This window comes from Streptomyces sp. NPDC001514, from assembly GCF_053597075.1.
Genome location: NZ_JBSFHO010000010.1, coordinates 123,325 through 137,306, shown reverse-complemented (window position 1 = coordinate 137,306; position 13,982 = coordinate 123,325). Strand labels below are relative to the sequence as shown.

Here is a 13,982-nt window from a genome sequence, read left to right as displayed (position 1 = left end):
CCCGTCGCATCCGGGTCGCGCAAGGCCGTGTGCGGGGCGTCCCGTGCGCCGTTTGCGCAGGTGGGACGGGATCGGGTGACGGGTGGGGCAGGAGCGCGGCGAGGATCGCACGGATGTTCGAAACTTGGTCTATGGTGGAGGTGAGGGGGAGGTGAGAACGGATTGATCCAGGAGGTGCGGATGCCCGGGTTCACGCATCTGCACACCGTGTCCGGATTCTCCGTACGGTACGGAGCCTCGCACCCGGAGCGGCTGGTCGAGCGCGCCGCCGAGCGGGGTATGGACGCGCTGGCCCTGACCGACCGCGACACCCTCGCGGGCGCGGTCCGGTTCGCCAAGGCCTGCGTCAAGGAGGGGGTGCGTCCGCTGTTCGGCGCCGAGCTCGCCGTACGGGAGCACGCGCCCACGACCGCCGCCCGGCGGCGTACCCCGGTGCGCGGCGGAGCCTTCATCGACGAGTCGACGCCCCGGGTCACCTTCCTCGCCCGCGACGGCGCGGCCGGCTGGGCGGAGCTCTGCCGGCTGATCACCGCCGCGCACACCGCGGCCGATCAGCCCGTCGTCGAGTGGGACGCGCTGGATGCCCCGGGGGCCCCGGACGGGCTCACCGTGCTGCTCGGCCCCGCCTCCGAGGTCGGCAGGGCGCTGGCCGCGGGCCGTCCCGACCGGGCGGCCCGGCTGCTCGCCCCCTGGCGGGAGCGGTACGGCGATGCCCTGCGCCTCGAAGCGGTGCACCACGGGCTGGCAGGCACGGGCCCCGGCTCACTGCGGCTCGCCGCCCGAACCGCCGGTTTCGCCGCCGAGCAGGGCGTACGGGCCGTGCTGAGCAACGCCGTACGGTACGCCGACCCCGGCCAGGGCCCGGTCGCCGACGTCCTGGACGCGGCCCGCCGGCTCGTCCCGGTCGATCCGGCCAAGGGCCTGGACAGCGGAGAGCGCTGGCTCAAGGGCGCGGACGAGATGTACCGCGCTGCCGAGCTGATCGCCGAGGCGGCCGGGTGGCGGCGCGATGCCGCGCACCGGCTGCTCGCCGTGACCGAGGAGACCGCCGCCGAGTGCATCGTCGACCCCGAGGGCGACCTGGGCATGGGGTCCGTCTACTTCCCCGAGCCGCATCTCGTCGGCGCCGGCCGGCGCACCGCGCAGCGCGTCCTCGCCTCCCGTGCTGCCGCGGGGATGGTGCTGCGCGGCTACGACCGCAGGCCCGACGCCCGCGCCTACTGGGAGCGGATGCACTCCGAGCTGGACATCATCGACTTCCACGGCAACGCCTCGTACTTCCTGACGGTCGCTCAGGTCGTCGACGACGTCAAGAGGATGGGCATCCGGGTGGCCGCACGCGGCTCCGGCGCCGGATCCCTGGTGAACCATCTGCTCGGCATCGCCCACGCCGACCCCGTCGAGCAGCATCTGCTGATGGAACGGTTCCTGTCCAAGCGCCGGTTCGTGCTGCCCGACATCGACATCGACGTCGAGTCCGCGCGCCGGCTGGAGGTCTACCGCGCGATCATCGACCGCTTCGGCGAGGAGCGGGTCGCGACCGTCGCCATGCCCGAGACCTACCGGGTGCGGCACGCGATCCGGGACGTGGGCGCCGCGCTGAGCATGGACCCGGCCGAGATCGACCGGCTGGCCAAGGCGTTCCCGCACATCCGTGCCCGGGACGCCCGCGCGGCGATGGAGGAGCTGCCCGAACTGCGCGAAGTGGCGAAGGAGAAGGGCGGACACCGCAGGCTGTGGGAGCTGGTCGAGGGCCTGGACGCGCTGCCGCGAGGCGTCGCCATGCACCCGTGCGGGGTGCTCATCTCGGACTCCTCGCTGCTGCGGCGTACGCCCGTGATGCCGACCAGCGGCGAGGGCTTCCCGATGTCGCAGTTCGACAAGGACGACGTCGAGGACCTCGGGCTGCTCAAGCTCGATGTACTGGGCGTACGGATGCAGTCCGCGATGGCCCACGCCGTCGCCGAGGTCGAGCGGGCGACGGGCCACCGGATCGACCTGGACGACCCGGAGCAGGTGCCGCCGGGCGACCCGGCGACGTATCAGCTGATCCGCAGCGCCGAGACGCTCGGCTGCTTCCAGATCGAGTCGCCGGGCCAGCGCGATCTGGTCGGCAGGCTGCAGCCCGCGACCTTCCACGACCTGGTCGTCGACATCTCGCTGTTCCGGCCGGGGCCGGTCGCCGCCGACATGGTGCGGCCGTTCATCGCGGCCCGGCACGGGCGGGCGCCGGTCCGCTTCCCGCACCCGGATCTGGCCGGACCGCTGGGGGAGACGTACGGGGTCGTCGTCTTCCACGAGCAGATCATCGAGATGGTGAACATCATGACCGGGTGCGGCCGGGACGAGGCCGACCGGGTGCGGCGCGGGCTCTCCGACCCGGAGTCGCAGGGACGGATCAAGGTGTGGTTCGCGCAGCAGGCGGAGCGGAAGGGGTACGCGGCCGAAGTGATCGCGCGGGCCTGGGAGATCATCGAGGCGTTCGGCTCGTACGGCTTCTGCAAGGCGCACGCGGTCGCCTTCGCCGTACCGACGTACCAGTCGGCGTGGCTGAAGGCGCACCATCCCGCGGCCTTCTACGCGGGGCTGCTCACGCACGACCCCGGGATGTATCCGAAGCGGCTGCTGCTGGCTGATGCGCGACGGCGGGGGGTGCCGGTGCTGCCGCTGGATGTGAACCGGTCGGCGGTCGCCTATCAGATCGAACTGATGTCTGACGGAAAGTGGGGCATACGGCTCGCACTCTCCGATGTCCATGGCATCAGCAAGGCGGAAGCGGCGCGGATCGAGGCGGGGCGGCCGTACACGTCCCTGCTGGACTTCTGGGAGCGGGCTCGGCCGGGGCGGCCGGTCGCCGAACGGCTCGCGCAGGTCGGCGCGCTGGACGCATTCGGCGCGAACCGCCGCGACCTGCTGCTGCACCTTGCCGAACTCCACCGTACGCAGCGGGGCCTGGCCTCCCACGGTGGTCGTGGTGCGCAGCTGCCCCTGGGAGGCGGCCACAGGACCGCGTCCGTCGGCCTGCCCGACCTCAACGAGGCCGAGCGGCTCAGCGCCGAGCTGGGCGTCCTCGGCATGGACGCGTCCCGCCATCTGATGGCGGACCACCACGCCTTCCTCGACGAGCTCGGCGCGATCCCCGCGCGGCGGCTGCGCGACGCCGAGCACGGCGCGACCGTGCTGGTTGCGGGCGCCAAGGCGGCCACCCAGACCCCGCCGATCCGCTCCGGCCGCCGGGTCATCTTCACCACCCTGGACGACGGTACGGGCCTGGTCGACCTGGCCTTCTTCGACGACAGCCACGAGGCGTGCGCGCACACCGTCTTCCACTCCTGGCTGCTGCTCGTACGCGGCGTGGTCCAGCGCCGCGGCCCGCGCAGCCTCAGCGTGGTCGGCTCGGCGGCGTGGAACCTCGCGGACCTGATCGAGGTCCGGCGTACGGGCGGTCTCGACGCGGTGGCCCAGCAGCTGGCCGCGACGGACTCTGCGGACTCGTCTGCGGACTCCCCGACGGACTCCCCGGCACCGTCCGCCGCACCACCCGCGGACCGCACCATCCGTATGTCCACCGGCTACGAGATGAACGCCTGGGCCGACCTGCGCCCGGCGGGCGACGGCATGGCGACGCCGGCACGGAAGTTGTGGCACCAGAGCCCGGGGAGCGCGGGATGACGACGGAACGGAAGCCCTGGAAGCCGGCCCGGGCCGCGCGCGCCGTTGGCGCCGGAGGCGCCGTGACCGAGGCGGGCTCACGGCAGGCGCCGGCGCCGGGCGAGGGCGCGCCGGCTGCGCCGACGGACGCCGGCCTGGGCAGGCCCGCGGGGGCCACGTCGGCAGCGGGCAGCGGTGTGCCGGCCGGCCACGGCCAGAGCCGGGGCCGTACGGCGGAGGCTGACGCCAGGTCAGCCATGTCGGCCGCCTGTGTTCCGGGCAGGCCTGCGGAGGTCGCGCGGCCTGATGCCGGTCCGGACCGGGCCGTGACGGAGTCGACCGGTGGTCCGGCCCAGGCGCTGGGGCCGATCGGCGCGTCCTCGGCACCGGGCAGTGACGCGCCGGCCGACCGCAGCCCGGGCCGGGGTGCGACGGAGGCGTCCGACGGGGTGGGCCGGGGTATGGCGGAGGCGTCCGACGGGGTGGGCCGGGGTATGGCGGAGGCGTCCGACGGGGTGGGCCGGGGTATGGCGGAGGCGTCCGACGGGGTGGACCGGGCCGCAGGGGCCGAGGCGGCCGTGCTGTATCTGCGGTTCCGCAAGCTCGGGGGAGGGGCGCCGGACGGGGCCGCGTACGCCGGGCTGCTCGCGCTGCTCGGCGCGTTCACGCCGGTGGTCGAGGCGGCGCCGCCGGACGGGGCGCTCGTCGATGTGCGGGGTGCGCTGCGGTACTTCGGGCGGGACGCCGCAGGTCTCGCCTCGCTGATACGGGTACGGGCGCTCGCCCTGTACGGCGTCGACTGCGTGATCGGGGCGGGCCCGAACCCGCTGCTGGCCAGGATGGCGGCGCGCGAGGCCGGTCCAGGCGCGACCCTGGTCGTGGGCGACGCGACGGAGTTCCTCGCCGGGCGTCCGGTCGCCGCGCTGCACGGCGTAGGGCCCGCGACCGCCCGTATCCTCTGCGGATACGGGCTCGACACCGTCGACCGGGTCGCCGCCGCGCCCCTCGCCGTACTCCAGCGGATCCTCGGCGCGCGCGCCGGGCGCGACGTGTACGAGAAGGCGCACGGCATCGACCGTACCCAGGTCGTCCCGAACGCCGCCGCCCGCTCCGTCGGCGCCGAACGCACCTTCACCCGCGACGAACTGGACCCCACCCGGCACCGCCGTGCCCTCCTCTCGCTCGGAGAGGAGCTCGGCGCCCGGATGCGCGCCGAGGGCCAGGTCTGCCGCACCCTGACCCTCACCGTGCGCTACGCCGACCGCACGACCTCCTCCAAGTCCCGCGCCCTCCCCGAACCGACCGCCCACTCGGCGTCCCTCACCACCACCGCCTACCGCCTCCTCGACGGTCTCGGCCTGCAACGTGCCCGCGTCCGCGCCCTCGCCCTGCGTGCCGAGGGGCTGGTCCCGGCCGAACGCGCCGCGCACCAGCTCACGTTCGACCCGGCCGACGAGAAGGCCCGCCGGATCGAGGCGGTCGCCGACCGCGCCCGTGCCAGGTTCGGTCCACGGGCGGTCATTCCGGGCTCGCTGGCCGCGTAGACGGATCTTTCCCTACAAGAGTGCCGCTTCGGCATCCATCAGTTTTTACCGACGCGTAACTTCCCAGAGTTGGTTACTCGTGCGTACGTTGTCATGAGCACAGCTCTCTCTTGTGGTCCGGGCCGCAGGGAATCCCCACATCCCAGTCATCGCCATTTGCCTTGAGCCGCAAGGAGATCGCCCGATGCTGCCCCGGAAACTCCCCTGGTCGCGTGCCATCAGACCACTCGCCGCCCTGCTGCTGGCCGTCGCGATCGGCGTCACCCCCGCCGCAACCGCCAACGCCGCAGCGGCCCCCACCAGTGGCTGGAACGACTACAGCTGCAAGCCCTCCGCCGCCCACCCGCGCCCCGTCGTCCTCGTCCACGGAACCCTCGGCAACTCGGTCGACAACTGGCTGGCCCTCGCGCCGTATCTCGTCCACCGGGGCTATTGCGTCTTCTCGCTCGACTACGGCCAGCTGCCCGGGGTCCGGTTCTTCCACGGTCTCGGCCCCATCGACAAGTCCGCCGAGCAGCTCGACGCGTACGTCGACCAGGTCCTCGCCGCGACCGGAGCGGCCGAGGCCGACCTGGTCGGACACTCGCAGGGCGGCATGATGCCGCGCTACTACCTGAAGTTCCTGGGCGGCGCGGACAAGGTGAACGCCCTCGTCGGCCTCGCGCCCGACAACCACGGCACGAAGCTCGGCGGGCTGACGAACCTGCTGCCGTACTTCCCGGGCGCGGCGGATCTGCTCAACGCGTCGACCCCCGGCCTCGCCGACCAGATCGCGGGATCCGCGTTCCTCACCAAGCTCAACGCGGGCGGTGACACGGTCCCGGGCGTGCGGTACACCGTCATCGCCACCAAGTACGACGAGGTCGTCACCCCGTACAGCTCGGGCTTCCTCGACGGGCCCGGCGTCCGGAACGTCACCCTTCAGGATCTGTGCGCCCTTGACTTCTCGGAGCACGTGGCGATCGGCGTGTGGGACCGGATCGCGTACCACGAGGTGGCCAACGCACTGGACCCGGCGCACGCCACCCCGACGACCTGCGCGTCGGTCTTCGAATAGCAGAGCGGCGGGGGCGCCGCCCACAAGGCGGCACCCCCGTCCGTCACTCCACGACTCAGCGAGTGGCCCGGCGGCGGACCGTGCCGAACAGCACGGCGGCGCCGACCGCGAGCGCCGCGGCGCCGCCCATGGCGAGGTACGCGGTGGAGCTGCTGCCACCGGTCTCGGCGAGGTTCTCGCCGGCACCGTTGGCGGCGGGCGTGTTGCCGGCGGGGGTCTGGCTCTCCGTCTGCGTCTCCGGCGCGGCCGTGTCCGTCGTCGGCTGCTGGGCGTGCTCCTCCGGGCTGTCGCCTCCGTGACCGCCATGGTCCACCGTGGACTCGCCGGCCCCCTCCTCGATCTGCTCATCGGTCGGCGCGGAAGCGGTCGGCGCGGGTGCACCACCACCGCCCGGCGCGGTGCCGCCGTTGTCCTGGCCGAACACCACGTCCGAGCAGGTGTAGAACGCCTCGGGGGAGTCGGACCGCTGCCAGATCGAGTAGATCAGGTGCCGGCCCGACTTCGCCGGGATGCTTCCGCCGAAGACGTACTCACCGTTGACCAGCTGCGGGTCGGTGACCTTCGCGAACGGCTTCTCCTCCAGGTCCGACCACTTCAGCGGCTTCGACGGGTTGTAGCCGTCCTTGGTGATGTACAGCTCGAACGAGCCCTTGTGCGGCGCGGTCCCCTTGTAGTGGAACGTGTGAGTGCCCGCGGCGAGCTTCGACGCCGGCCAGTCCGCGCGCGGCAGGTCCAGGCCCTTGTACTTGTCCCGGCCCGCGCTGCACAGCTTGCCGTCCGGGATCAACTGCCGGTGGTTGTCGGCGGCGTTCGCGATGTTGACTTCGTTCCAGTCGTAGAACGCCTGCGGCCCACTGGCGGCGACCGCCGCCTTGCACGCCGCCGACTGCGGGTTCTCCGGCCCCTCGGCGTAACAGGCGGACACCCGGCTCACCGGATCCGTCATCGACCCGTGCGCGGCAGCCGGCGAAGCGGCCAGCCCGGTCAGCGCGAGCGGCGCGATCCCGAGTGCGGCGACGGCGGCGGCCCTACGGCGAGCGGTCATGGTGAGGAACTCCTTCAACAGCAGCGGCATATGGGGGGACTACGGGCGGGTCCCACTGCGGCGGCGCGGCCCCCCGCACGACGGCACCGACGCCTTGGGACCCCGCCCCGGCGATCAGCAAGCTAACCGCTCGAAGTGGCGAAATCCGCTGCTGGGAGCGGGTGGAGGCGATCCTTATGGTGCCTTTAAGGCGGGGGTAAGAGCAGGCTCAGGAAGGCTGCGGAGCGCGCACGGCTGACCACGGGGTTCGGGGCTTCATCGTCCGCAGTCGTCCGCGGGGAGCCGCCTCGTGTCGCCTCGGGTGGCTCCCCGGGTGGCTCCCCGCGTGGCTCCCTGTTCGGCCCTCCGCTCGCGTCGCTGTGCCGGCCCTGACTGCCCGGGGCTGGCCCGTGGACTGCGGACTGCCGGGGTCAAGGTGGGCGACCCATTTCCTACCGAGAAGGAGCTGTGCGAGCGATTCGGGGTCTCGCGGACCGCGGTCCGGTCCGCCATCGCACAGATGAAAGGCAAGGGACTCATTGGCAAGGGGAACAGGGGGCGGGAAGTCCGCGCTCTGCCCATGAGGCAGGGGGACTAGCGCGCCACGCGGTAGCGGAGGTAGACGACTCTCGAGCTGAAGGTGCGGGTCTCGACGAGTTCGAGGTCCACCCGGCGCTCGCGTTGGGGAAAGAACGGGATGCCGCCGCCAACCAGCACCGGGTAGACCATGGCCCGGTACTCGTCGATCAGACCCAACGCGGCCGCCTCGGCGGCGAGGGTCGCGCCGCCGATCGCGATGTCGCCCTCCCCCGGCTCGGCTCGCAACCGCTCGATCTCCTCCGCCAGGCCGCCGGAGGCCAGGCGGGCATGGCCCTGCACCGCCGACAGCGTGGTGGAGAACACCACCTTTGGGAGCGGCTTCCAGAGCGCGGCCCACTCGAGCATGGAGTCGCCGAGCGATGGATCCTGGTCGGCGGTCTCCCAGTACAGCATCGTCTCGTACAGCCGTCGTCCCAACAGGTGGACGCCGACCTCTCGTATCTCGTCGATCCAGAAGCGAAAGACTTCCTCGTCGGGCGCCGTCCAGTCGAAGTCGCCGTCCGGCCCGACGATGTAGCCGTCAAGTGAGACGTTCATCGAATAGGTCACGCTGCGCATCAGAAGTCCTCCTCGGTAACGGGTTCGACAGTACGACCGCCGGACGCCGCAGGACTCATCGCGGCTCGCGGGATCCCCTCGGCCGGACAGGGCCTAAGGCGGTTCCTTCTGGGCCTGGCCGTCCCGGCGTGCCCCGGCGGCGTGCTGGTGAGTCCGGCAGATCGTGGAGTCGACGTTCACCGTCCACCCGATGCGACCGCGCGCGTCGGCTCGCGCCTGGAGCTTGGTGAGCAGCCCTGCCCACACTCCCAGGCGCTGCCGGCGGCGGAACAGTCCGTAGACCGTCTGCCAGGACCCATAGCGGGGCGGGAGGTCCCGCCACGGAGCCCCGGTCCGCACTCGCCACCGGGGTCCGTCGATAGCATCCGCTTCGACCTGGACGGCCTGCCCGTCGTCGCTGCGGCCCGGCTGCGGCGAGGGCCCCCTCCGAGTTCCTGCAGGGCGGCCTGATCAAGAGCGATGCGTTCCAAAGGGGGTTTCAGAAACCGCTGTACATAGACGCCACCGTGGCGATATCTCCGGCGCTTAGTCCATCACGCTGGCCCATCGTGACTCCTGGCGGGAGGTCGACCGGCGTGATGCTTTGCAGGGTCGTGTCCCTCGCCGTGTGCCGTATCTGACCGGACTGAAGATAGCCGCCGCGGACGTGGGCCGAATGGAGCTCTCCGTTGAATGTGGCAAGCGCAGGGCCCGTCCATGTCCGGTTGTTGTCGCGTCGGTGTTTCGGATCCCAGGACTTTCCGTCATATGTCGAATGCCAGATTCTGGGCATCATGTTGAAGCTGTATGTGAGATGCAGCTCTGGGCCGAGCACGCTCAACGCTGGTCCGAACAGGCTCTTTTGGCCGGTGATGCGAACGGCCGGGGTCCAGCCGCCCGTGGCCGTCCACTGCGAATGCCACAGTTCGTATGACCGCGGGCCGCAGCGGACCATGTGCAGGGCATTGCCGAAGGCCGCGAGCGCGGGCATGGCCCGGCTCGCTTGGCCGGGGGGATCGAGGGGTTGCCAACCAGTCCCGGCGCTCCACCGTGAATGCCACAGATCGTTTGACCGCGGGCCGCGGCCCACCATGTGCAGGGCATTGTCGAAGGCCGCGAGAGCGGGCGCGCCCCGGGTCCCTTGGTTCGGGGGAGCGAGGGTTTGCCAACCACTCCTGGGCGTCCACCGTGAATGCCACAAAACGCTCGGGAAAAGAGGGATAGAGCTGAGGCGAACCATATGCAGGGCATTGTCGAAGGCCGCGAGAGCGGGCGCGGCGAAGCTTTGGTGACCGGGAATGAGATCAGTTTTCCAGTCACCGCCGGCGGTCCACCGTGAATGCCACAAATCGGCCGGCGCGAGAGGGATGTCACGCCACGAACGGATGTGGCCCCTGTGGACCACGTGCAGGGTATTGTTGAAACCCGCGAGAGCGGGTCTTGCGAAGCTGAACTGACGGTGAACCGGCACTGCGTAACGCCATTCAACGCAGAGGGCGCGAGGCCCGTAGTGCATGATTGAGCCGTGGTCGTAGGCTCCGACTTCGATGCCGTCCCCGCCCATCTTGGCGAAGTTGCGCCGCTGGTCGTCTATGACGTTGTCAATCCAGACCGTGACGTACGAGTCCCGGTCGTCACGCTGATGCTCGTGAAGTAGCCCCACCGCGTGCCCGATCTCGTGCTTCAACGATCCTTCGGACATGGATGGATCACAAAATACTTGCTGTCGTCCGGTTTGCATACCCGCCTTGCTGCGGCAACTGGTAGACTCATCCCCCTTCACGAACTCGATATAGGATGTTTCATCGGTGCGTGAGCGAAGGGTGAGAATCGTATTGTCGTTCCACGCGTCCACAGCGTTTTGAATCGCCTTGTGATCAGCACTCTCGGGATCTGTCCCGAAATCGCCCTCGTTGATGGTGTACGGGATGACGCGATACGGCCATCGCCACCGACTGCCAGTTATCACATGCCCCATGGTGCCTTCCAATGCTCAAGTTCATTTACATGAACGAGCCGCCAGCCGAATGACTCCATTCGGCGACAGTCAACCGTGACGAGGTCAACTCGACGGGAGGGCGGGCCCCAAGCAACCGGTGCCGGGGCGATACATTTCGAGGTTATCAACGCGATACGTGCGTCGCCACGTGAAACGTTCCAGGGGGTGGCGGTGAACGCCCGTGACACATGGCGCGTGCCAGCGCCGCCGTTCCTGCTGGGCGACCGCAGTTAGCGCCTCGTTGCGCCTTGCCGACCGACGTCGTGGTGCGGGACGCCGCGGAGGCCATGGATAAGTTGCGAGAACTGGCAGCGTAACTGCGCGCAGCCGGACGGCCGTTCGTTCAGGAAGCCCGCCATTCTGCGCGGTGGTCGGCGTGATCGGCATACACCGAGGCGAGCAAGCCGAGAGCTCTGCGGAGCCCCTCGCCGTACTCGGCTGATGTATTCGCCTGCGCACCTTCGTAGGCGTCTACGACGGCTCGCTTGGCTTCGACCTCCGCAAGGATCCGAGCAGGGTCGAATCGGGCGATGTGATCCGCCTGGCCGAGGTAGACCTCTGGGATTTCGGCGCCGCTGTCCAGCACGACAACGGTCCGCTCGGCCCTCCACTCCCCGTTACCCATCATGGCGTCGCGGGCGTGGTTCCAGTCGTCTTGAAACCTGGCGCGGAGGAAGGCCACCAAGTCGGAGGTCTGTGCCCTCTCATGACCTGCATCGGTCTGAGTCATGGCCGGATCCTCGCCGCACCCACGAAGCTTGTCCATAGGGTCCGGCGGAGGCTGACGGAACTCGGTCCGGGACAACCTTCAGGCGGGTTCACCATCCGAGGAAACGTGCAGCTGATCGAGCACTTGGGAGACGTCCGGCGACGAATCCTTGAAGCCGTCCCACCGGCTCATGACCGTGGCTGACGCGACGGCCGGATCAGACGGCAGGCCGGCCTCTTCAAGGGCGGACGCCACCTCTAGGACAGCGACACTCCCGTCCACACGGGGAACGGTGAGCTCAGCTTCTGGTGAGGGCGGGCGGCGGGAATCACTGGGACCTGCCGCCACACCCGCGCCCGCCCGGGTGGGCGATCGCGCCTACGCCCAGACGTAGTGGCTGAACCCGGTGCAGACCTCCTCCGAGCCCTTCACCAGGCACGCGTCGAGCATCATCCGGTGCCCCTCGGTGATGTCGCCGGTCTGCCACGGGGTCGTGTAGGGGGACGAGTGTCCCTGCGTCGAAGCCTCGCGGTAGACCATGGAGCTCAAGACGACCCCCTTGACGCCCCACCCGTCGGCCCCGCCGTCATGCGCCCGCAGCGCGTCTCCGGGGGTGCCGTCGTACAGCGGGTCCGAGTTCCAGTTCACGTATCCGGCGTAGTCGCCGTCGGCGTAGAGGTAGATGACCTTCGAATCGCCGTTTTCATAGCTGCTCGTCGTGTAGGTGAGCCGGGGCGCTGCCGCGGCGGTCCCCGCGCCGGAGCCGAAGGAGACGCCGACCATCACGACGGTCGCTGCCAGCAGGGTGGCGATCCGGTTCCTCATCTTGGCCATCAGAAGCCTTCCGCGTCAGAGCGATCAAAATTGGGCGCGATCTTGCCATGTGCTGCCCGACGTGGCAACGAAAACTGTCGCGGCCAGCACCTCACGCTCACCGCGCCGACGCCTGCGGCCCCACTCGCCGCCTTCGCGGCCGCGGGGCGGCAGCCAACGGCGGTACGGAGATCGGGAGGTGCCGGCGGCGATCATCTTCGTGGCCACCTCGGGCTGCACCTGGCGGCAGCTTCCTCCTTCGTGCGGACCGTCGGGCCCGACTGCTCACCGCCGATCGACGCGCCGGCGGAAATTCCCTACCGTGGTGGCCGGAAAGGGCGGAGACTCGTTCTCATGGCTGACATGGGGTCGTTCCAGGAGGCGGTCACCGCGTGGGCTGCCGGTGGCCCCGGCGACCCCGCGCGCGAGCTGGCCGCGCGGCTGCCCGTCCGGACAGCCGTCCTGCTCGAAGGGGCGAGCGACGTCGCAGCGGTCAGCGCGCTGGCCGCGAGCCGCGGCCGGAACCTGGCGGCCGAAGGAGTCTGCGTCCTGCCGATGGGCGGTGCGATGAGCGTCGGGCGCTTCGCCCACATCCTCGGGCCACCCGGCCTGAACCTCCGCCTCACGGGACTGTGCGACGAGGCGGAGCGTCGCTACTACGCCCGCGGCTTGGAGCGGGCCAGTGCAGCACAGCAAGGGTTCTTCGTCTGCGCGGCGGATCTGGAAGACGAGCTCATCCGCGCGCTGGGCGTGACACGGGTGGAGGAGATCGTCCGGGCGGAGGGCGACCTGCGCGCCCTGCAGACCTTCCTGCGCCAGCCCGCACAGCGGGGCCGCACCTCACAGCAGCAGCTGCGGCGCTTCCTCGGCACGAAGAAGGGGCGCAAGATCCGCTACGGCCGCGTCCTCGTCGAGGCCCTCGACCCCGACCGCATACCCGCCCCACTCGACGGCCTGCTCACCAGCCTCTGACCGCTGGGTGACGTCAATCTCGGCAGAAGAACTCGGCCGTGGGGATCGTTGAGCGCGGGTCGAAGATCCACCTGGTCACCGACCGCACCGGCTTACCGATTGCTTCCCGCGCGGTGAGCGGACAGCTTGGCGTGGCCGCGGCGGCGCCCGATGCCATGGAACCTCATGGTGCCAAGTCATGGTGCCAAGTCGTCCGGCCGGCTTCCTGTTTGGCTCCCCGCAGGTTCTTCGCTTGGCCCCACTGCCGTGCTGAGCCGGGGTGTTGACGCGCGCCGGCCCTCGGGCGGCTTACGGGGGCAAGAAGGGGCTCAGGAACGCCACGGTGCCCGCAAGCCGACTCACATGGGAGAGCCATGGTGGGTGACAATGACGCCGTGGAACCAACCAGTCGGATCATCGTCGCCTTGGACTTCGACAATGGCGGGGCCGCTGAAGACATCGTTGACCGGCTCGGCGACGGCTGCCGCTTCTACAAGGTCGGACTGGAGCTGCTCACGGCTGCCGGACCCGACTTCATCAAGCGCCTTGTCGCCAGGGACAAGGAGGTGTTCCTGGATCTGAAGCTGTTCGAGATCCCGAACTCCGTCACTGGTGCGGTCCGTGCCGCCGGCACACTGGGCGCGACCATGGTGACCGTGCACGGCATGGGCGGAACCGACATCATGGCCGCCGCTGTGGCCGCGGCCCGCGACTTCCCCCGCCTTCGTGTTCTGGCCCTGACCGTGGTCACCAGCATGACCGAGTCGGACCTGGCGGACATCGGCGTCGGCGCCTCCACCGAGGAACAGGTCCTCCGGCTGGCCCGACTCGCCCAGCATGCCGGATGCCACGGCGTGATCGCCTCGCCGCAGGAGGCCGCACCCCTGCGGAGCGTGCTGGGCGCAGACGCACTGATCGTCACGCCAGGCATCAAGCTCCCTGGCGAGGCCCTCGGCGAGCACGCCCGCCCGGATACGCCGCGCGCAGCCGTCGCCGCCGGTGCGTCCCACGTCGTCGTCGGCCGGACGGTCACACGCGCCGCGGATCCGGCAGCCGCACTGAGGCTCGTCCGCGGCGACCTCATTCCGTAACCGGAG

The 13,982-nt window shown here is 70.4% G+C and carries 11 protein-coding genes and 2 pseudogenes; 7 read left to right on the top strand and 6 right to left on the bottom strand.

Going from position 1 to position 13,982, the window contains the following annotated elements; genetic code table 11:
- Nucleotides 1–180: 180 nt before the first annotated feature.
- The 3 genes from ACWCXB_RS13675 (at nucleotide 181) to ACWCXB_RS13665 (ending at nucleotide 6,252) form a co-directional block, all read left to right on the top strand.
- Nucleotides 181–3,672 (top strand): DNA polymerase III subunit alpha, encoded by a 3,492-nt coding sequence (locus tag ACWCXB_RS13675; RefSeq protein ID WP_450722299.1) that lies wholly within the window; start codon nucleotides 181–183, stop codon nucleotides 3,670–3,672.
- Between the two features lie 506 nt (nucleotides 3,673–4,178).
- Complete coding sequence (locus tag ACWCXB_RS13670) at nucleotides 4,179–5,195, top strand: DNA polymerase Y family protein (protein WP_450722418.1); 1,017 nt, start codon at nucleotides 4,179–4,181, stop codon at nucleotides 5,193–5,195.
- Nucleotides 5,196–5,379: 184 nt separating this feature from the next.
- Entirely contained in the window at nucleotides 5,380–6,252 is an 873-nt protein-coding gene (locus ACWCXB_RS13665; protein ID WP_450722297.1) for an esterase/lipase family protein, read from the top strand.
- Between the two features lie 55 nt (nucleotides 6,253–6,307).
- Here the strand turns inward: ACWCXB_RS13665 and ACWCXB_RS13660 are convergent, their stop codons facing one another.
- On the bottom strand, nucleotides 6,308–7,297 hold the full coding sequence (locus ACWCXB_RS13660; RefSeq protein ID WP_450722295.1) for a lytic polysaccharide monooxygenase auxiliary activity family 9 protein: 990 nt from the start codon (nucleotides 7,295–7,297) through the stop codon (nucleotides 6,308–6,310).
- A gap of 289 nt (nucleotides 7,298–7,586) precedes the next feature.
- Between ACWCXB_RS13660 and ACWCXB_RS13655 the strand changes: the two genes are divergently transcribed.
- Nucleotides 7,587–7,874: a GntR family transcriptional regulator gene (locus ACWCXB_RS13655; protein WP_450722293.1), complete on the top strand. Its 288-nt coding sequence runs from the start codon at nucleotides 7,587–7,589 to the stop codon at nucleotides 7,872–7,874.
- Here the strand turns inward: ACWCXB_RS13655 and ACWCXB_RS13650 are convergent.
- From ACWCXB_RS13650 to ACWCXB_RS13630, 5 genes and pseudogenes are all read right to left on the bottom strand, one after another.
- A complete protein-coding gene (locus tag ACWCXB_RS13650; protein ID WP_450722291.1) occupies nucleotides 7,871–8,434 on the bottom strand; it encodes a dihydrofolate reductase family protein in 564 nt (187 codons plus the stop codon). The genes ACWCXB_RS13655 and ACWCXB_RS13650 overlap by 4 nt on opposite strands.
- 117 nt (nucleotides 8,435–8,551) lie before the next feature.
- Nucleotides 8,552–8,823, bottom strand: a pseudogene (locus ACWCXB_RS13645) (transposase); the annotation flags it as partial.
- A gap of 89 nt (nucleotides 8,824–8,912) precedes the next feature.
- Nucleotides 8,913–10,403, bottom strand: a complete 1,491-nt coding sequence (locus ACWCXB_RS13640; protein ID WP_450722289.1) for a M12 family metallopeptidase — start codon at nucleotides 10,401–10,403, stop codon at nucleotides 8,913–8,915.
- 352 nt (nucleotides 10,404–10,755) lie between these two features.
- Entirely contained in the window at nucleotides 10,756–11,142 is a 387-nt protein-coding gene (locus ACWCXB_RS13635) for a DUF6221 family protein (RefSeq protein ID WP_450722287.1), read from the bottom strand.
- A gap of 357 nt (nucleotides 11,143–11,499) precedes the next feature.
- A complete protein-coding gene (locus tag ACWCXB_RS13630; RefSeq protein ID WP_450722285.1) occupies nucleotides 11,500–11,955 on the bottom strand; it encodes a hypothetical protein in 456 nt (151 codons plus the stop codon).
- 112 nt (nucleotides 11,956–12,067) lie between these two features.
- Between ACWCXB_RS13630 and ACWCXB_RS13625 the strand changes: the two are divergent.
- From ACWCXB_RS13625 to pyrF, 3 genes and pseudogenes are all read left to right on the top strand, one after another.
- A pseudogene (locus tag ACWCXB_RS13625) lies at nucleotides 12,068–12,235 on the top strand (transposase); the annotation flags it as partial.
- 53 nt (nucleotides 12,236–12,288) lie between these two features.
- Nucleotides 12,289–12,906 (top strand): TOPRIM nucleotidyl transferase/hydrolase domain-containing protein, encoded by a 618-nt coding sequence (locus ACWCXB_RS13620; RefSeq protein WP_450722416.1) that lies wholly within the window; start codon nucleotides 12,289–12,291, stop codon nucleotides 12,904–12,906.
- Between the two features lie 374 nt (nucleotides 12,907–13,280).
- Complete coding sequence (pyrF, locus tag ACWCXB_RS13615; protein ID WP_450722283.1) at nucleotides 13,281–13,976, top strand: orotidine-5'-phosphate decarboxylase; 696 nt, start codon at nucleotides 13,281–13,283, stop codon at nucleotides 13,974–13,976.
- Nucleotides 13,977–13,982 lie beyond the last annotated feature (6 nt).

What these genes read in the sequence shown, in the direction of transcription:
- ACWCXB_RS13675 (WP_450722299.1), top strand. Translation starts at nt 181, where the DNA reads ATGCCCGGGTTCACGCATCTGCACACCGTGTCCGGATTCTCCGTACGG.
- ACWCXB_RS13670 (WP_450722418.1), top strand. Translation starts at nt 4,179, where the DNA reads ATGGCGGAGGCGTCCGACGGGGTGGACCGGGCCGCAGGGGCCGAGGCG.
- ACWCXB_RS13665 (WP_450722297.1), top strand. Translation starts at nt 5,380, where the DNA reads ATGCTGCCCCGGAAACTCCCCTGGTCGCGTGCCATCAGACCACTCGCC.
- ACWCXB_RS13660 (WP_450722295.1), bottom strand. Translation starts at nt 7,297, where the DNA reads ATGACCGCTCGCCGTAGGGCCGCCGCCGTCGCCGCACTCGGGATCGCG.
- ACWCXB_RS13650 (WP_450722291.1), bottom strand. Translation starts at nt 8,434, where the DNA reads ATGCGCAGCGTGACCTATTCGATGAACGTCTCACTTGACGGCTACATC.
- ACWCXB_RS13635 (WP_450722287.1), bottom strand. Translation starts at nt 11,142, where the DNA reads ATGACTCAGACCGATGCAGGTCATGAGAGGGCACAGACCTCCGACTTG.
- ACWCXB_RS13630 (WP_450722285.1), bottom strand. Translation starts at nt 11,955, where the DNA reads ATGGCCAAGATGAGGAACCGGATCGCCACCCTGCTGGCAGCGACCGTC.
- ACWCXB_RS13620 (WP_450722416.1), top strand. Translation starts at nt 12,289, where the DNA reads ATGGCTGACATGGGGTCGTTCCAGGAGGCGGTCACCGCGTGGGCTGCC.